The sequence below is a fragment of the Pseudomonas tructae genome (assembly GCF_004214895.1).
GTDB classification, from domain to species: Bacteria; Pseudomonadota; Gammaproteobacteria; order Pseudomonadales; family Pseudomonadaceae; genus Aquipseudomonas; species Aquipseudomonas tructae.
In genome coordinates this window covers 4851968-4870112 of sequence record NZ_CP035952.1, presented here as the reverse complement: position 1 = coordinate 4870112, position 18145 = coordinate 4851968, and the positions used below count along the sequence as shown (strand labels likewise).

The following is an 18145-nucleotide window of genomic DNA, read 5'->3' as shown; positions in this document are numbered from 1 at the left end:
GTCAGACCGCCGCCTTCTTCTGCCGAATCGCCACGGGCCCGACGGTGTCTTCAACGGCCTTTTTCAGCTCCAGGCGCATTCCCAGCAAGAAACCCAGTTCCACCACCACAAACAACGGCCCGATGATCAAACCCATCAGATCATCGACAAACGCAGGCTTGCGCCCTTCATAGTGGTGGCCGACAAACTGGATCACCCAGCCGACCACGAACAGCGTAAGCCCCGCACTCAACCACACCAGGGTGCTTTGCACCGCCAGCGCCTGCCCGGCCCACAGGCACAAGCCCAGCAGCAGTGCCATCAGCAGGCCCAGGCGCTGATCCAGGCGCAGGTAGAACCAGCCGGTAACCAGCGCCACCAGCAGCGCCGGTGACATCCAGACGCCAGCCAGGTCGGTACCTGGCCGCGACAGCAAAACGGTCACCGCCACGACGATCAGTGGAATGCCGACAAAGTGGGTGACGATATTGCGTGGGTCACGGTGGTAGGCGGCGTATTGACTCAGGTGTTCGACCAGGTTTTTCATTGTTGTTCCTCCTGTAGGTGGCGTGAGCATGTCCTACAGATAACTGTCTGTCTGTCGGCTAGCCGACAGAGTTCTCCTGCGAGGCGCTATGCGCGAAACCCTGCTGCAAGGTCACTGGTTCCAGGCGTTGCCTGCGTGCTTTCAGGATAGCTTGCTGGCGCTGGCCCGGCAGCGTGAGCTGGCGGCCGGGCAATACCTGTTCCAGCGCGGCGAAGCACCGTGCGGGCTGTATGCAGTGCTTGAGGGGGCGATGCGCGTGGGCGCGGTGGCCACCGATGGCAAGGAGGCGCTGTTGACCCTGATCGAAGCGCCACACTGGTTCGGCGAGATCAGCCTGTTCGACGGTCAGCCGCGCACCCACGATGCCCAGGCGCAAGGGCCGGCCCGACTGCTGTGGATACCTCAGGCGCCGCTGCTCAAGCTGCTCGATCAGCAGCCCCGGCATTGGCGTGACGTTGCCCTGTTGATGAGCCATAAGTTGCGTGTGGTGTTTGTCGCCCTGGAGCAGCAGAGCCTGCTGGCCGCCGCGCCAAGGGTGGCGCATAGGCTGTTGCAGATCGCCGCCGGCTATGGCGAATTGCTCGATAGCCGGCGGGTGCTGCAATTGTCCCAGGAGCAGCTGGCGCTGATGCTTTCGCTGTCGCGCCAGACCACCAACCAGATCCTCAAGTCGCTGCAGCAGGAGGGCGTCGTGCGCCTGGGCTATGGCGAAATCGAGATTCTCGACCACGCGCGCCTGCAGGTGCTGGCTAGTCCGGCTGGAACGGCGACTGACTGAGGATCACCCCGGTTTCCTCGACGTATTTTTGCCACTCACCCAGCAGTGCCTGCAGTTTTTCCGGCTGCAGCGTGGCCAGGTCATTGATCTCGCCCGGATCGCTGGCCAGGTCGTACAACTGCCAGGTGGCCGGGCCGACCGGCCCGGGAATGTAGACCGCTTTCCAGTGGCCCTGGCGAATCGCCCGGCGGCCAAAAAGCTCCCAACCGGTGACGGTGTGTTCGTCGTGTACCTGCTCGGTCTCGCCCGACAAGTACCCCAGCCAGGATTTGCCCCGCAGCGGTGCCACGTCACGGCCGCGCCAGCGCTTGCCGGGGTGGCGTACGCCGGCAAGATCGAGCAGGGTCGGGGTGATGTCCATCACCGTGCTGAACTGATGGCTGATCTGGCCCTGGCGCGCCAATGCCGGGTAATGCACCAGGGCCGGCACGCGAATCCCGCCTTGGCTGGTGAAGGCCTTGTACAGCCGTGACGGCGCGGTGGCCGCCTGGGCCCAGTGCGGGCCGTACCAGACGTAGGAGTTGGCCCGGCCGATGTTTTCCAGGCTGTTGTCATAATGCTGGTCGAGGTAGCTGGCCAGTTGCGGGCCGAACTTGGGGAAGGCTTCAAGCAGTGCGCCCTCGGCGCCGTTGTCGGACATGAACAGCACCAGGGTGTTGTCGAGCAGGCCCTGATTGCGCAGGTAGTCCAGCACCCGGCCAATGTTCCAGTCCATGCGCTCGACCATCGCCGCATACACCTCCATGGCCCGCGCCGAACGCTGGCGTTGCTCAGCGCTGAGGCTGTGCCAGTGGTTGTCGACGGGGTGGGCCTGGGTGTCGGCGGCAATCAGGCCAAGCTGGCGCAGTTTTTCCAGGCGCTCCTGGCGCAGCACTTCGGGGCCGGCGTCATAGCGGCCCTGGTAACGCGCCACCACCTCGGCCGGCGCCTGCAATGGCCAATGCGGTGCCGAGAAGGGCAGGTAGGCGAAGAACGGCCGGCTCTGGTCGCGTTCCTTCAGGTATTGAAGCAACTTGTCGCCGAAGGCGTCGGAGGAATAGAAATCCTCGGGCAGTTCTTCGATGAAGGTCTGGTCTTCGATGTACAACGCAGGCGTCGACTTGAGCAGGCCCGGGGTGTGCTCGTCGTAGGTCGGTTCAACGCCATAGTGGTTGGCCGCGCCCGGCAGCAGGGCGAAAGAGCGCTCGAAGCCACGGGCCTGGGGCGCAAGTTCGGCGGTCAGGCCCAGGTGCCATTTGCCGCTCATCAGGGTCTGGTAACCGGCATCGTGCAACAGCTCCGGCAGGGCGACCACACGGTCGTTGAGGTAGCCTTCGTAGCCCGGCTTGCCAATCAGTTCCGGGGTCAATGCCTCGGCCATGGTACCGATGCCGGCGATATGGTGGTCGGTGCCGGTGAGTAGCATCGAACGGGTCGGTGAGCAGGTCGGCGCGGTGTGAAAATCAGTCAGGCGCAAGCCAGCAGTGGCCAGGGCGTCGAGGTTCGGCGTGGCGATTTCGCCACCAAAGGCGCCGAGGTCGGAGAACCCCAGGTCGTCGGCAACGATGATCAAGAAGTTGGGGCGTTGGCTCATGGTCGCGTCTCAGTAGGCAAGGTAGGTCAAGGGCAGGTCACGGATCTGTTCCGGCACGGGCGGCAGATAGCGCGCGTCGGCGGTCAGTTCGTGCAGCAGGTCTTCGCGCAGGCGGTGGAAGGCATAACTGCCGCGTTGGCGCGGGTGCGCAAGGTTGATCTCGACGATGCGCCTGATCCGCCCGGGGCGTGGCTCGAGCACCACCACGCGGTCGGCGAGAAACAGCGCTTCTTCGACATCGTGGGTTACCAGCAGGGTGGTGATCCGTGCCCGCTCACGAATTGCCAGCAGCTCGTCCTGCATCTGCTGGCGGGTCAGCGCGTCGAGGGCGCCGAAGGGCTCGTCGAGCAGCAGGATGCGCGGGCTGGCCACCAGGCCGCGGGCAATCGCCACGCGCTGGGCCATGCCGCCGGAGAGCTGATGCGGGTAGGCCTGGCTGAAGTCCTCAAGGCCCACCAGGGCGATGTATTGGTCGATGCGTTGCTGGCGCTGCGAGGGGTTCAACGGTTCGTTGACCAGGCCCAGGCCGATGTTTTGTGCCACCGTCAGCCAGGGGAACAGACGGTGCTCCTGAAAGACGATGCCGCGTTCGCTGCCGATGCCATTGAGCGGTTGGCCGTCGACCAGGATCTGCCCCTGGTAGTCGTGGTCCAGGCCGATCAGCAGGCGCAGCAGGGTGGATTTGCCGCAGCCGCTGGCGCCGACGATGGCGACGAACTCACCGTCGGCGATCTGCAGGTTGAAGTCGCGGATGGCTTCCAGTTCGCCGTCGGCCACGGTGAAGTGCTTGCCGACCTGATTGAAACTGACCAGAGGGTGGGCGATGGCGTTCATGCTCGTCTCCAGCGCGTGGCGCGCAATTCCAGGTGTTGTCCGAGGGCGCCCAATAGCGCGCCGGTGAGGCCGACCAGGAGCATCCCGGCCATGATGATGTCCATGCGCAGCAACTGCTGGGCGCCGATCATCAGGCTGCCGATACCACCGCCCGAAGGCATGAAGTATTCGGCGCCGATGGTGCCCAGCCAGGCGTAGATCAGGCCGATGCGCAGGCCGGCGAAAATCCCCGGCGCAGCGCCCGGCAGCACCAGCCGGCGCAGGCGCTGGGGCAAATTGAGGTGCAGCACGCGGGCGGCTTCCTCCAGCTGTGACGAACGGTTGGCCACTGCCCGCTGGGTGGCGATGAACAGCGGGAAGAATGCCGCCAGGCCGACGAACACCCACTTGGCCAGTTCACCGAGGCCGAACCAGGCGGTCAGCAGCGGCACCCAGGCGAAGATCGCGATCTGCCGCACGCCGGCCAGGCTTGGCCCGAGCAGGCGTTCGGCGGGTGTCGACAGCCCAAGCCACAGGCCCAGGACAACGCCCAGGCTGCCACCGAGCAACAAGCCGCCCAGGGCCCGGCCGACACTGATGGCCAGGGCGCCGCTGAGCGAGCCGTCGAGCAGGCCATTGCCGGTGGTCTGCAAGACCTGCAGCGGGGCGACCAGAATCTGCGTGTCGACCCAGTCCAGTTGATTGGCCAGTTGCCACAGCGCCAGCAGTGCCAAAGGCAGGAGCAAGGCCTGCAGGCGTTGGCCTCCTTGCAAGCGTGACACCCGCAGCTCGGCGCTGGGCGGGTGCGGCCAGTGCACCAGGCGCCGGTCGAGCCAGCCCAGGCCACGGTCCATGACAAAGCCCAGCAGGCCGATGACCAGGATGCAGACGAAGACGATATCGAGCATGAACAACTGCCGGGCCCAGACCATCAGGTAACCGATGCCTTCACTGGAGGCCAGCAGTTCCACCGCCAGCAACGATGTCCAGCCGGTGGCCAGGGCCAGGCGTACGCCGGCAAGAAAAGCCGGCAGGGCTGCGGGAAAAATCAATGTACTGATCAGCAGATGCGGCGGCAGGCGCAACACTGTGGCCGCCTCGCGCAGCCGTGGTTGGGCATCGCGCACGCCGACCAGGGTATGCAGGGTGACCGGGACGATGATCGCCTTGACCAGCACCACCAGCTTGAGCACCTCGCCGATACCGAACAGCACCATGAACAGTGGCACCCAGGCCAGGGTCGGGATCTGCGCCAGGGCATTGAAAGTCGGCAGTACCAGGCGCTCGGCGCGGCGGCTGAAACCCAGCCAGGCTCCGAGCAAGGCGCCGCTGGCAACCCCCACCAGCAGGCCCAGGGCCAGGCGTTGCAGGCTGATCGCCAGATGCGTCCATAGCTCGCCCTGGGCAAGCTCCAGGCCGCTCTGCCAGACCAGGCTCGGCGCTGGCAGTATCTGTTCGCTCATCCACTGGTTGCGGCTGGCCAGCCACCACAATGCTGCCAATGACAGCGGCAGATACCAGGCTTGCAGGCGACGCAGGGGCAGTCCGTCGAATCGACCGGTTGGGCCTGGTGAGCTGGCCAGTGGCAGGCTGGAGAGTGAAGCTCGGGCCATGGAAACCTCCGACGTTGGCTATTTACTTATTCTTAAATTGAATTACTGGGTAAATATCGATTCATTTAGGTGATAAGAACCTGCATTTAAAGCTGCTGCCACAACGCGCAGCCAATGCATTCGAAGCATATTTTTCTTGTGGCTGATGCATGGCGTGCTGCAAGGCCCGTGGTGCGGCTTTTATGATTTATAGTTATTAAAATGTAATTTATTAGTATTTATTTGATCGTAAGCGTTATCGGTAGCGTGGTCGCACCATTACAAGGAGTCGCGTGCCATGAACCTGTCGATCAACCGTGTGTTCAACCTGTTTGCCGTTCCCGCCCTGGCCGCGGTGATCAGTTGGCTGCCGCCGCTGGCCCAGGCTGGCGAGGTCAAGGAGATCCGCATCGCCGTGCCGGACCTGAGCGCCGGCAGCCAGCATTCGGGCGGCGGTGTGACCGATGTGCTGCGCGACCAGCAACTGCTGGAAAAAGCCTTTGCCGCCGATGGCATCCGCATCCAGTGGAACTACTTCAAGGGCGCAGGCCCCGTGATCAACGAGGCATTCGCCAACGGTCAGGTCGATTTCGCCTACCTCGGCGACCTGGCGGCGATCATCGGCAAGGCCAATGGCCTCGACACCCGCCTGCTGGCCGCCACCGGGCGCGGTATCAAGCACTACCTGGGGGTCGCACCGGGCAGCAACATCAAGACTTTGCAAGACCTCAAGGGCAAGCGCGTGGCGGTGTTCCGCGGCACCGCCACCCAACTGTCGTTCGATGCCGCCCTGGCCAGCCAGGGCTTGAGCGAGAAGGACCTGAAAGTCATCAACCTGGATTTCAACGCGGCGATTGCTGCCCTGGCTGCCAAACAGATCGACGCTACCTGGGGTTCGACCGGTGTCAGCGCCCTCAAGCAACGTGGCCTTGCCGAATTGCCGCTGAACACCCGAGACCTGGGCGGCGCCGGCAATGTCCAGGCGGTGCTGGTGGGGTCAGGGCGCTTTGTCGATGAGCATCCCGAGTTGGTGCAAAAGCTGCTCGCCGCCCAGGAGCAGGCCGTGCACTGGCTGACCCAGGACGACAACAAGCAGGCCTATATCCAGCTGGTCTCGGGGCTGGCCAGTTACCCGCCGGCGATCCTTGAGCAAGACTTGCAGAATGAACAACTGAGCAAGATCTTCCCCTCGACCCTGGATGCCGACTTCCTGGCCAAACTGCAGGCTTCGGTGGACCTCGCCGCGCAGCAACGGCTGATCCGCAAACCGTTCAAAGTCGAGCAGTGGCTAGCGCCCCAGGCTACCCGGCCAGCACCTGCGCCTCTGGCTGCCGATCGAGGCTGATCAGGGTTTCGATCATCGCCCGGGCAGCCGGAGACAGGCGATAACCGCTGCGGCTGACAATGCCGCAGCGGGCGTTGAGGCTATCAAGGTTGGCCGGCAGGTTGCGCCAGTGCAGGCGCACCAGGCGGCCTTGGTCGATGTCCTCGGCAAAGGCTTCTTCGGTGCCGATGCCAATTGCATCAGTGCCGAGCACGATCTTTACCAGCGTAGGAAGGTGCTCAGTCTGCACCTGTGGGGCAAAGTCGGTCTTGCCGCTGAGGTTGGCCAGCAGCTTGCGCACCCCCGGTGGGATCAGGGTGGTGGCCAGCGGGTAGTCGAACATGTCGTTGGTCGACAGGCTGTCCTTGGCCAGCAGCGGGTGCCCCGGGCGGCAGAAGAACAGGCCACGGCGCGGGCTCAGCGGCTGGGTCTGGAAGTTCGGGTCGGCCTCGAAATGACGGATGTCGGCAACGAAGAACTCGATCTCTTCACGGCTCAGCGCGCGGCTGAGTTTTTCCCAGTTATCCACCTCGAAGCAGGTGCGCACCCTGGGGTGGGCACCGAGAAAGCGCGCGACCGCCATCGGTACCAGGTGCACCGCGGGCGCCGGGCCGCAGCCGAAGCGCAGCTCACCGGCATCGAGCTTGGTCATTTGTTGCACTTCACTGTTGAGCTGCGCCGCGCCCTGCACCAGGCGCAGAGCGTGTTGCAGCACCACCTGACCTTCGGGCGTGGGGCGCAGGTCCTTGTTGCCGCGATCGATCAGTACGCAACCGAACTCTTGTTCCAGGCCCTGAATACTGCGGCTGAAGGCCGGCTGGGTGATGCCCATCGCGTCGGCGGCGCGGACAAAACTGCGGTGTTCGGTGAGGGCGATGAAGTAACGCAGTTGGCGAAGATCCATATGCTTTCCCGGCATTCCAAAAATACGGCGAAGGTATTTGCCGCCGCGCAGGCTGAGGTTTTAAATGCAAGCTCTTATTCCGTCAACGAAGCATCTGTTTATTTGTTAGAGCTAATTTGCATATCAATAGAGCAGAGGTTTCAACGCCGTTTCGCACAACCAGCCAGATGAGGGTCAAACCATGAGCAATGCCGCACGCGCCGTCGCAACTGTTACCCACGTGTTGGACATCCACCCGGTAGCCGGGCGTATCGGCGCCGAGATTCGCGGTGTGCAGTTGAGCGCCGACCTTGAGCCCGCTGTGATCGAAGCCATTCAGGCCGCCCTGGTGCAGTACAAGGTGGTGTTCTTCCGCGCCCAGACCCACCTCGATGACCAGGGCCAGGAAGCCTTCGCCCACTTGCTCGGCGAGCCGATCGCCCACCCCACCGTGCCGGTGCGTGAAGGCACGCGCTACCTGCTTGAACTCGATGGTGGCCAAGGGCGCCGGGCCAACTCCTGGCACACCGACGTGACCTTCGTCGATGCCTACCCCAAGGCTTCGATCCTGCGTTCGGTGCTGGCGCCCGCGTCCGGTGGCGATACCGTATGGGCCAATACCGCCACGGCTTACCAGGACCTTTCAGTGGAGTTGCAGGCTCTGGCTGACCAGCTCTGGGCCGTGCACAGCAACGAGTACGACTACTCTGCAGCCAAGCCCAACGTGAGCCTCGAGCAACTGGAAAACTACCGCAAGATCTTCACTTCGACGGTGTATGAAACCGAGCATCCGGTGGTGCGGGTGCACCCGGTCAGCGGCGAGAAAAACCTCTTGCTCGGGCACTTCGTCAAACGCATCAAGGGCTATTCGCAGGGCGATTCGGCGCACCTGTTCAACCTGTTGCAAAGCCATGTCACGCGCCTGGAGAACACCGTGCGCTGGCGCTGGCAGGCGGGTGATGTGGCGATCTGGGATAACCGCGCAACCCAGCACTACGCAGTGGACGACTACGGTACCCAGGGCCGAGTGGTGCGTCGGGTGACCTTGCAGGGCGACGTCCCGGTGGGGGTGGCTGGTCAGCGGAGCCGGACGGTTCGCGGGGCCTGAAATTATCGCGGGGCAAGCCCGCTCCCACAGTTTCTTCCTGTAGGAGCGGGCTTGCCCCGCGAGCAATCAGAGAATACTGATCGGATAACTGATGATCAGCCGGTTCTCGTCAAATGCGTTAGTGCTGTAGTCCCGGCGCATGGTCGAGTTACGCCATTTGACCGACAGGCTCTTCAAGGTCCCGGACTGGATCACATAGGCCAGCTCCGACTCCCGCGCCCATTCCTTGCCCTCGGTAATGGCGCCGGTGTGCACGTTGTCGCCGCTGATGTAGCGGTTCATCAGGGTCAGCCCGGGCACGCCAAGGCCGGCAAAGTTGTAGTCGTGACGCAGTTGCCAGGAGCGCTCCTGAGCGTTGTCGAAGCTTGAGTTGTAGCTGTCGTTGGCCAGGGTGCCGCCACTGGTGCCGTTGACCCGCATCCAGGCATCGTCGCCGCTGACTTTCTGCAGGCCGACATAGACGGTGCTGGCACCGTATTTGGCCCAAAGCAGCGCCGAGGCGGTGCGGTTATCCAGCTTGCCGGCGCGTTCGGCGCCGTCTTCCTTGCCGATGAAGTAGCCCAGGTTGGCGCCCAGGGTCCAGTCTCCCATAGGCTGGCTGTGCACCAGGTTGAGGTACTGCTGGTTGTAGATGTCCTTGAGTTCGGCATTCCACAAGCCAATCATCGTGCGCTTGTCGTTGAAGCTGTATTCGCCGCCGGCAAAGTTGAAGCGGTCGGAGGTGAAGGCCGCCCGGCCGTTCATCGACATGTCTTGCATGCTCGCGTCATTGCGCGGGCTGTTGCCGCGCAACTGCCCTGCATACAGGCTCAGGCCGGTGATCTCCTGGGAGGTGAGCTGCCCGCCGCGGAAGGTTTGCGGCAGCGAGCGGCCATCGTCGGAGCGCAGGATTGGCAGCACGGGCATCCACTCGCCAACCTTCAGTTCGGTGTTGGAGATCTTCGCTTTGAGCGCCACACCCAGGCGGCCGAAATCGTCGGCCGGGCGCCCGTCATCGTGCACCGGCAACAGGTGGGTGCCCGCCGTGCCTTTGCCGCCATCGAGTTTGACCGAGTACAGGCCCAGCACATCGACACCGAAACCGACCAGGCCCTGGGTAAACCCGGAGCGGGCATCGAGGATGAAGCTCTGGGTCCATTCTTCGGCCTTGCCCTGGGGGTTGGCCGGGTTGACGAAGTTGCGGTTGATGTAGAAGTTGCGCAGGTTGAGGCTGGCCTTGGCGTCCTCGACAAAACCGCCCTCGCCAGCCAGGGCGGGCAGCGTGCAAGTCATGGCCAGAAAGCTGGGGAACAGGTGTCGTGCGGGTGAGGTCATGGTGTGTTGTCTCTTGTTTTTATATAAGCCGAAGCCATCCGCTGCGACGATTGGAGGTCACAGGCCGGGCTACGATCTTTGGGGGATAGGCTTTGTAAAAGCTGCGAAGCGATGGTGCGGGGCAGGGGGGGATGAATCAATTCGTTACAGGCGGAATTGGGCGGTAATCGAACGGTAACGGGTGGGTTAGCAGTTATCCGCTCCCACGGGCTGTTGTCCACCGCGATTGCAAAAAAAAGCCCACCGCCAAGGGTGGGCTCTTCTACAGCGCAGTCATTCAGCCTTTCGGCGTCTGGTCTGCAGCCTGCTGCTGCGCCTGACCGGTCTGCTCGTACCAGCCGCCACCGAGGGCCTTGTACAGGTTGACCTCGCTGACCAGTTGCGACAGGCGATCGCTGATCAACGACTGTTGGGTGTTGAACAGTTGACGCTGGGCGTCGAGGAAGGTCAGGTTGCTGTCGATACCGATGCGGTAGCGACGCTCGGCCAGACGGTAGTAGTCCTGGTTGGCGGCAACCAGGTCACGCTGGGCCTGCAACTGCTGATTGAAGGTCTGGCGCGCGGCGAGGCCATCGGAGACTTCCTGGAAGGCGGTCTGGATGGTTTTCTCGTACTTGGCGACGTTGATGTCCTTCTGGATCTTCGAGTAGTCGAGGCTGGCACGCAGGGACCCGGCGTTGAAAATCGGCAGGTTGATCTGCGGCTGGAACAGCCAGGTACCCGAGCCGCCCTTGAACAGGCCACCCATGTCCGGGCTCAGGGTACCGGCATTGGCGGTCAGGCTGATGCTCGGGAAGAACGCTGCACGAGCGGCGCCAATGTTGGCGTTGGCGGCCTTGAGCAGGTGTTCGGCTTCCTGGATGTCCGGCCGGCGCTGCAGCAGGTCGGAGGGCAGGCCCGCCGGTACTTCGGCCAGCAGGTCGCTGTCGAGCGGCTGGGCGCTTGGCAGGCTGGCCGGTACACCGGTACCGAGCAGCACGGTCAGGCTGTTGAGGTCCTGAGCCACCTGGCGCTGGAACTGCGCCAGCTTGACCCGCGCGCCTTCGACCGAGGTGCGGGCCTGGCTCAGGTCCAGGGCCGACGCCACACCCACTTCATTGCTGCGCAAGGTCAGCTGGTAGCTTTCCTCGTAGGTCTTGAGGGTGTCTTCGGTCAGCTTGAGCAGAGCCTGGTCGGCCTGCCAGGTGAAGTAGGCGTTGGCCACACTGGCCACCAGGCTGATCTGCGTCGAGCGCCGCGCTTCTTCGCTGGACAGGTAGTTCTCCAGCTGTTGCTCGGTCAGGCTGCGCACGCGGCCGAACAGGTCGAGCTCATAGGCACTGACGCCGAGGGTCGCCGAGTACTGGCTGGTGATGCTCGAATCACCACCTTGCGACATGTTCGCCGGCATCCGCTGGCGGCTGCCGCTGCCATTGGCCGAGACCGCCGGGAACAGGTCGGCGCGCTGGATACGGTACTGCGCACGGTAGGCATCGATGTTCAGTGCCGCAACCTTGAGGTCGCGGTTGTTGACCAGCGCGCTCTGGATCAGTTGCTGCAACGCCGGGTCATGGAAGAACTGACGCCAGCCCTGTTCGGCGGCGGCCACTTCGGCCGACTCGGTCGGCGAGTAGGCAGGGCCTTGCGGCCACTGCGCGGCCACCGGCGATTCCGGGGTCTGGTAGTCAGGGATCAGCGAGCAGCCGCCAAGAATGAAAGCGGTGACCGCCAGGGACAACAGGGACTTACTCATTGCCCAGCCTCATAGCGTGGAGTTTCAGGGGTGGCGTCCTCTTCGGGCTTCTTGCTACCGAACAGCGACGACACACTTACAAAGAACAATGGCACCCAGAAGATAGCCAATACGGTGGCAGTCAGCATCCCGCCGATCACCCCGGTACCGATGGCGTGCTGGCTACCGGAGCCTGCACCGGTGGAGATGGCCAACGGTACCACGCCGAGGATGAACGCCAGCGAGGTCATGATGATAGGCCGCAGACGCATCCGGCAGGCCTCGATGGCCGCATCGACCAGGCTGCGGCCCTGCTCGTGCAGTTCCTTGGCGAATTCGACGATCAGGATCGCGTTCTTCGCCGCAAGACCAATGGTGGTCAACAGACCCACCTGGAAGTACACGTCGTTGGACAGCCCGCGCAGGCTGGTGGCCAGCAGCGCACCGATGATCCCCAGCGGTACCACGAGCATGACCGCGATCGGGATCGACCAGCTTTCATACAGCGCCGCCAGGCACAGGAACACCATCAGCAGCGACAGGGCGTACAGCGCTGGCGCCTGGGAGCCGGACAGGCGCTCCTCGTACGACAGGCCCGTCCAGGAGTAACCGATACCCGCTGGCAGTTGCGCGGCCAGGCGCTCGACTTCAAGCATGGCTTCACCGGTACTGTAGCCTGGGGCTGGCGCACCAAGAATCTCCATGGCTTCGACGCCGTTGTAACGCGACAGCTTCGGTGCACCGTAGATCCACTCGCCCTTGGCGAAGGAGGAGAACGGCACCATCTCGCCAGCGGCGTTGCGCACGTACCATTTCTGCAGGTCTTCGGGGCTCATCCGCGCACCGGCTTCACCCTGGATGTAGACCTTCTTGACCCGGCCGCGGTCGATGAAGTCGTTGACGTAGCTGGCACCCAGGGCAATCGACAGGGTGTTGTTGATGTCGGCGATGGTCACGCCCAGGGCACTGGCGCGCTCGTCGTCGACGGTCAGCTGGTACTGCGGTTCATCGTTCAGGCCGTTCGGACGCACTGCCGAGAGGATCTTGCTTTGCGCGGCCATGCCGAGGAACTGGTTACGCGCTTCCATCAGCTTGTCGTGGCCGACACCGGCACGGTCCTGCAGGAACACGTCGAAACCGGTGGCGTTACCCAGTTCCAGTACCGCAGGCGGGGCGAAGGCGAACACCATGGCGTCGCGGAAGCTGAAGAAATGCTGCTGGGCACGGTTGGCCAGGTTGAACACATTGTTCTCGGCCGAACGCTCGCCCCACGGCTTGAGCATGATGAAGGCCATGCCCGAGCTCTGCCCACGACCGGCGAAGTTGAAGCCGTTGACGGTGAACACCGAGGCAACGGTATCGGCTTCCTTGTCGAGCAGGTAGCTGCGCATCTCGTCGATCACCACCTGGGTGCGCTCGGCACTGGAGCCGGCCGGAGTCTGCACCTGGGCGAACAGTACACCCTGGTCTTCTTCAGGCAGGAACGCCGTCGGGATGCGGGTGAACAGCCAGATCATGCCGACCACGATCAACAGGTAGGCCAGCAGGTACGGGGCCTTGTGCCGCAGCATGTTGCCGACGCCGCGCTCGTAGCTACGCACGCTGCGGTCGAAGTTGCGGTTGAACCAGCCGAAGAAGCCGCGCTGGGCGACGTGGTGCTCGCCCTTGGCAATCGGCTTGAGCATGGTTGCGCACAGCGCCGGGGTGAAGATCAGTGCCACCAGTACCGACAGGGCCATGGCCGAGACGATGGTGATGGAGAACTGTTTGTAGATCACCCCGGTGGAGCCGCCGAAGAAGGCCATTGGCAGCAGTACCGCCGACAGCACCAGGGCAATACCGACCAGGGCGCCCTGGATCTGGCCCATGGACTTCTTGGTCGCTTCCTTGGGTGACAGGCCCTCTTCGGCCATCACCCGCTCGACGTTTTCCACCACGACGATGGCATCGTCCACCAGCAAGCCGATGGCCAGCACCATGCCGAACATGGTCAGGGTGTTGATGCTGAAACCGGCAGCGGCGAGGATGCCGAAGGTACCGAGCAATACCACCGGTACGGTCATGGTGGTGATGATGGTGGCGCGGAAGTTCTGCAGGAACAGGTACATCACCAGGAACACCAGCACGATCGCTTCGATCAGGGTGTGGATTACCCCGCTGATCGACTCGGTCACTACCGGCGTGGTGTCGTACGGGAACACCGCCTTCATGCCTTCGGGGAAGAACGGCTCCAGGTCGTTGATGGTCTGGCGCAGGGCTTTGGCGGTGTCCAGGGCGTTGGCGCCGGTCGCCAGTTTGACTGCAAGGCCGGAGGCCGGCTTGCCGTTGAACTGGGCGCTGATCGCGTAGTTCTCACCGCCGAGGCTGACCTTGGCGACATCGCTCAGGCGTACCTGGGAGCCGTCACGGTTGACCTTGAGCAGGATCTTTTCGAACTGCTCGGCGGTCTGCAGGCGGGTCTTGCCGATGATGGTCGCGTTGAGCTGGGTGCCGGGCAGAGCAGGCAGGCCGCCGAGCTGCCCGGACGACACCTGGACGTTCTGCGCGGCCACGGCGGTGCGCACGTCGACCGGGGTCAGCTGATACTTGTTCAGCATGGCCGGGTCGAGCCAGATACGCATCGCGTACTGGGCACCGAACACCTGGAAGTCACCGACGCCGGCCGTCCGCGAGATCGGGTCCTGCATGTTGGAGACGATATAGTTGGCCAGGTCGTCCTTGGACATGCTGCCGTCTTCAGACACCAGGCCGATGACCAGGAGGAAGTTTTTCACCGCCTTGGTCACGCGGATACCCTGCTGTTGCACTTCTTGCGGCAGCAGCGGGGTGGCCAGGTTCAGCTTGTTCTGTACCTGGACCTGCGCGGTATCGGGGTTGGTGCCCTGCTCGAAGGTCGCGGTAATGGTCATGCTGCCGTCGGAGTTACTTTCCGAGGAGACATAACGCAGGTTGTCGATACCGTTGAGCTGTTGCTCGATCACCTGGACCACGGTGTCCTGCACGGTCTGCGCCGAGGCGCCCGGGTAGGTCACGGCGATGGCGATGGCCGGCGGTGCGATGCTCGGGTACTGGTTGATAGGCAACTTGAGGATCGACAAGGCGCCGACCAGCATGATCACCAAGGCGATCACCCAGGCGAAGATCGGGCGATCGATAAAGAATCTCGACATGGTTTATTCCCCTTTGGCCTCTGCAGTCGATGCATTGGCCTGGGTTGGCTGGGCACGCTTGACGTTGGTGGCGTCGCTGACCTTGACCTCGACGCCCGGTTTGACGAACTGCAGGCCTTCGGTGATCAGGCGATCGCCCGGGTTCAGGCCTTCCTGGATCAGCCAGTCGCTCCCCACGGTCCGGCTGGCCTTGAGCTGGCGCAGTTCGACCTTGTTGTCCTGGTTGACGATCAAGGCGGTCGGCTGGCCCTTGAGGTCGCGGGTCACGCCTTGTTGCGGGGCGAGGATGGCAGCGCTGTTGACCCCGGCGGCCAGGCGCGCGTGGACGAACATGCCTGGCAGCAGGTTGTGTTCAGGGTTGGGGAACACCGCACGCAGGGTCACGGAACCGGTGGTCTGGTCTACCGAGACCTCGGAGAACTCCAGGCGACCATCCTTGCCGTAGGTGCTGCCGTCTTCCAGGGTCAGGGTGACCTTGGCGGCGTTGTCACCGACTTTCTGCAACTGGCCGCTTTCCAGTTCGCGGCGCAGCTTGAGCAGTTCGGCCGAGGACTGGGTGACGTCGACGTAGATCGGGTCGAGCTGCTGGATCACTGCCATGGCATCGGCCTGGCCGTTGTTGACCAGGGCGCCTTCGGTCACCGTGGAGCGGCCAATACGACCGCTCAGCGGCGCCAGGACCTTGGTGTAGCGCAGGTCGATCTGGGCGCTGCGCAGCGAGGCTTCAGCCTGCAAACGTTTGGCATTGGCGTCGTCGTATTCCTGGCGGCTGACAGCCTGTTCGGCGACCAGTTGCTTGTAGCGTTCGGCCAGCGAGCGGGTCGATTGCAGGTTGGCCTGGGCGCTGGTCAGGGTCGCCTCGTACACCGACGGGTCGATCTGGTACAGCTGCTGACCTTCCTTGACTTCGCTGCCTTCTTTGAACAGGCGCTTGAGAATGATGCCGTTCACCTGGGGTCGGACTTCGGCAATGCGGTACGCGGTGGTACGGCCTGGCAAGTCGGACGTCAGGGTATAGGCCTGGGTTTGCAAGGTTACGACGCCGACCTGAGGAGCTTGCGCCGCAGGCGCCGCCTCTTCCTTTTTACAGCCGCTGAGCAGGGTTGCCAGGGCGACGGCGGAAACCAGAGCGGTAACAGCTGGCTTGAATTGCATGAAGATCCTCGGGTCGCAAGAGCTGAAGACGCTCAAGAATAATGGAAAGGGTGCGCTATAAAAAATGCTGTCGAGTGGATAAATAGCTTGCTAAGGAATATACTTACATTCATGGTTGTTTGTAAATACCTCGCAGGCGATGCATTTCGTCGTAGCGAGCTCCCAAATTAATACTTCCGGTAACAGTCTTCAGAGGCTGACCCGGGCCTACTCCCAGGCACCCAGCGTGCGTGCCCGGGCCTGATGAGGTTGTACTGCCATGGTCCGTCGAACCAAAGAAGAAGCCCAGGAAACCCGTGCCCAGATTCTTGAAGCAGCGGAGAAGGCCTTCTATAAACGCGGGGTAGCGCGTACCACCCTGGCCGATATCGCCAAGGAAGCGGGGGTGACCCGTGGCGCCATCTACTGGCACTTCAGCGACAAGGCCGAACTGGTACAGGCTATGCTCGACAGCCTGCATGAGCCGCTGGACGCCCTGGCGCGCGCCAGTGAAAGCGAGGATGAGGTCGACCCGCTCGGCTGCATGCGCAAGCTGCTGGTGCGCCTGATGCACCAAATGGTGCTTGATCCGAAAACCCGACGAATCAATGAAATTCTGCATCACAAATGCGAGTTCACCGATGATATGTGCGAGATCCGCCAGCAACGGCAGGCCTCGACGGTCGATTGTCATGCCCATATCGCGTTGTCGCTGGGCAATGCAGTCAAGCGCGGGCAATTGCCCGCCGACGTGGACCCGGATCGCGCGGCACTGGCCATTTACGCCTATATAGACGGATTGATCCGTCGCTGGCTACTGCTGCCAGGCAGCTTCGACCTGCTCAATCAGGCCGAGCTGTGGATCGATACCGGGCTGGATATGCTGCGCTTGAGCCCCGCCTTGCGCAAATGACACTTTGTGAAGCTTTGTGATCATTTGTTGCCACGGTTGTTGAAATGCCCTACTGGTGACCGCGCAATTGCCTGTCAGACAAGGCAATTGCAGTCTACTCGATAGGCTCGTAAGGCAGGCCGACATAGTTTTCTGCCAATGTTGTACGACCGGCTTCAGAACTGACGTAGTACTCAAGCTCAGTTTGCTGGATACGCTGGCTGAAGGCATCGCTGTCGGGAAAGCGGTGCAGGATCGAGGTCATCCACCAGGAAAAGCGTTCGGCTTTCCAGATTCTTCGCAGGCAGATCTGTGAGTAGCGTTCCAGCAACTCAGTGCGCCCTTGGCCGTAGACCTTGCGCAGAATGTTGTACAAGGTGCTGACATCGCTGGCTGCAAGGTTCAGGCCTTTGGCCCCGGTAGGCGGAACGATGTGCGCGGCGTCGCCGAGCAGGAACAGTTTGCCGTACTGCATCGGTTCAACCACGAAACTGCGCAGCGGCGCGATGCTCTTTTCAATGGCGGGACCTGTGACCAGGCGCTCGGCCAGATCAACCGGCAGGCGTGATTTGAGTTCGTTCCAGAAGCGCTCATCGGACCAGTCCTCGACCTTCTCCTGCGCCGGCACCTGCACGTAGTACCGGGTGCGGGTGGGTGAGCGCATGCTGCACAGGGCAAAGCCGCGCTCGTGGCGGGCGTAGACCAGTTCGTCGCTGACCGGTGGGGTGTCGGCCAGAACACCGAGCCAGCCGAACGGGTAGACCCGTTCGAATATCTTCAGTGCTTGCGCAGGAATCGATTGCCGGGCTATGCCGTGGTAACCATCGCAGCCGGCGATGTAATCGCAGTCCAGACGCTGCACTTCACCGTCTTTTTCGAAGGTCAGGTAGGGGCGCTCGGACGTAAGGTCGTGGGGGCGTACGTTGTCGGCTTGATAGACAGTGACGGCGCCGCAGGCTTGACGCGCTTGCATCAGGTCACGGGTGACTTCGGTCTGGCCATAGATCATGACGCCTTTGCCGCCGGTCAGGCCCTTGAGGTCGATGTGTTCGCGGCGCCCGTCGAACGCCAGTTCAAAGCCGCTGTGGGGCAGGCCTTCGGCATCCATGCGCGCGCCAACCCCGGCTTCGCGCAACAACTCGACCATGCCTTGTTCCAGCACCCCGGCACGGATGCGTCCGAGCACGTAGTCGGCGCTCTGGCGTTCGACGATGACGTTGGCGATCCCGGCCTTGTGCAGTAACTGGCCGAGCAGCAGGCCAGCAGGGCCGGCACCGATAATTGCGACTTGAGTCTTCATTGTTGTTATCCCAGGCAAGCTTCAGCA

At 62.8% G+C, this 18145-nt stretch carries 14 protein-coding genes; 4 read left to right on the top strand and 10 right to left on the bottom strand.

The window, feature by feature from the left end; genetic code table 11:
• Position 1: 1 nt before the first annotated feature.
• The gene (locus tag EXN22_RS22245; protein WP_130266087.1) at positions 2-526 is read right to left on the bottom strand and encodes an Mpo1 family 2-hydroxy fatty acid dioxygenase; all 525 of its coding nucleotides are present in this window, start codon (positions 524-526) and stop codon (positions 2-4) included.
• 88 nt (positions 527-614) lie between these two features.
• Between EXN22_RS22245 and EXN22_RS22240 the strand changes: the two genes are divergently transcribed.
• On the top strand, positions 615-1304 hold the full coding sequence (locus EXN22_RS22240; RefSeq protein WP_130266086.1) for a Crp/Fnr family transcriptional regulator: 690 nt from the start codon (positions 615-617) through the stop codon (positions 1302-1304).
• On the opposite strand, the gene EXN22_RS22235 is transcribed toward EXN22_RS22240, so the two are convergent.
• Genes EXN22_RS22235 through EXN22_RS22225 form a run of 3 tightly spaced genes read right to left on the bottom strand, consistent with a single transcriptional unit; the run spans position 1276 to position 5303 of the window.
• Positions 1276-2877, bottom strand: a complete 1602-nt coding sequence (locus tag EXN22_RS22235) for an arylsulfatase (RefSeq protein WP_130266085.1) — start codon at positions 2875-2877, stop codon at positions 1276-1278. The two genes, EXN22_RS22240 and EXN22_RS22235, sit on opposite strands and share 29 nt — an antisense overlap.
• Before the next feature lie 9 nt (positions 2878-2886).
• Positions 2887-3711 carry an ABC transporter ATP-binding protein gene (locus EXN22_RS22230; protein WP_130266084.1) on the bottom strand — a complete coding sequence of 275 codons (825 nt, stop codon included), beginning with the start codon at positions 3709-3711 and terminating at the stop codon, positions 2887-2889.
• Positions 3708-5303 carry an ABC transporter permease gene (locus tag EXN22_RS22225; RefSeq protein ID WP_130266083.1) on the bottom strand — a complete coding sequence of 532 codons (1596 nt, stop codon included), beginning with the start codon at positions 5301-5303 and terminating at the stop codon, positions 3708-3710. The genes EXN22_RS22230 and EXN22_RS22225 overlap by 4 nt, the downstream gene beginning before the upstream one ends.
• Before the next feature lie 277 nt (positions 5304-5580).
• Between EXN22_RS22225 and EXN22_RS22220 the strand changes: the two genes are divergently transcribed.
• Positions 5581-6627 carry an ABC transporter substrate-binding protein gene (locus EXN22_RS22220; protein WP_130266082.1) on the top strand — a complete coding sequence of 349 codons (1047 nt, stop codon included), beginning with the start codon at positions 5581-5583 and terminating at the stop codon, positions 6625-6627.
• On the opposite strand, the gene EXN22_RS22215 is transcribed toward EXN22_RS22220, so the two are convergent.
• Positions 6584-7510, bottom strand: a complete 927-nt coding sequence (locus tag EXN22_RS22215) for a LysR family transcriptional regulator (RefSeq protein WP_130266081.1) — start codon at positions 7508-7510, stop codon at positions 6584-6586. The two genes, EXN22_RS22220 and EXN22_RS22215, sit on opposite strands and share 44 nt — an antisense overlap.
• A 181-nt stretch (positions 7511-7691) precedes the next feature.
• Here EXN22_RS22215 and EXN22_RS22210 point away from each other — a divergent pair, with 181 nt between their 5' ends.
• Positions 7692-8597 (top strand): TauD/TfdA dioxygenase family protein, encoded by a 906-nt coding sequence (locus EXN22_RS22210; RefSeq protein ID WP_130266080.1) that lies wholly within the window; start codon positions 7692-7694, stop codon positions 8595-8597.
• Positions 8598-8663: 66 nt separating this feature from the next.
• Here the strand turns inward: EXN22_RS22210 and EXN22_RS22205 are convergent, their stop codons facing one another.
• From EXN22_RS22205 to EXN22_RS22190, 4 genes are all read right to left on the bottom strand, one after another.
• Entirely contained in the window at positions 8664-9911 is a 1248-nt protein-coding gene (locus EXN22_RS22205; RefSeq protein WP_130266079.1) for an OprD family porin, read from the bottom strand.
• A gap of 277 nt (positions 9912-10188) precedes the next feature.
• A complete protein-coding gene (locus EXN22_RS22200) occupies positions 10189-11643 on the bottom strand; it encodes an AdeC/AdeK/OprM family multidrug efflux complex outer membrane factor (RefSeq protein WP_130266078.1) in 1455 nt (484 codons plus the stop codon).
• On the bottom strand, positions 11640-14792 hold the full coding sequence (locus EXN22_RS22195; RefSeq protein WP_130266077.1) for an efflux RND transporter permease subunit: 3153 nt from the start codon (positions 14790-14792) through the stop codon (positions 11640-11642). Before EXN22_RS22195 ends, EXN22_RS22200 begins: the two co-directional genes overlap by 4 nt.
• A 3-nt stretch (positions 14793-14795) precedes the next feature.
• On the bottom strand, positions 14796-15947 hold the full coding sequence (locus EXN22_RS22190; RefSeq protein ID WP_130266076.1) for an efflux RND transporter periplasmic adaptor subunit: 1152 nt from the start codon (positions 15945-15947) through the stop codon (positions 14796-14798).
• 259 nt (positions 15948-16206) lie between these two features.
• Here EXN22_RS22190 and EXN22_RS22185 point away from each other — a divergent pair, with 259 nt between their 5' ends.
• Positions 16207-16839: a TetR family transcriptional regulator gene (locus tag EXN22_RS22185; RefSeq protein ID WP_130266075.1), complete on the top strand. Its 633-nt coding sequence runs from the start codon at positions 16207-16209 to the stop codon at positions 16837-16839.
• Positions 16840-16933: 94 nt separating this feature from the next.
• Here EXN22_RS22185 and pobA read toward each other — a convergent pair whose 3' ends face one another.
• Positions 16934-18118 (bottom strand): 4-hydroxybenzoate 3-monooxygenase, encoded by a 1185-nt coding sequence (gene pobA, locus EXN22_RS22180; RefSeq protein ID WP_130266074.1) that lies wholly within the window; start codon positions 18116-18118, stop codon positions 16934-16936.
• Positions 18119-18145 lie beyond the last annotated feature (27 nt).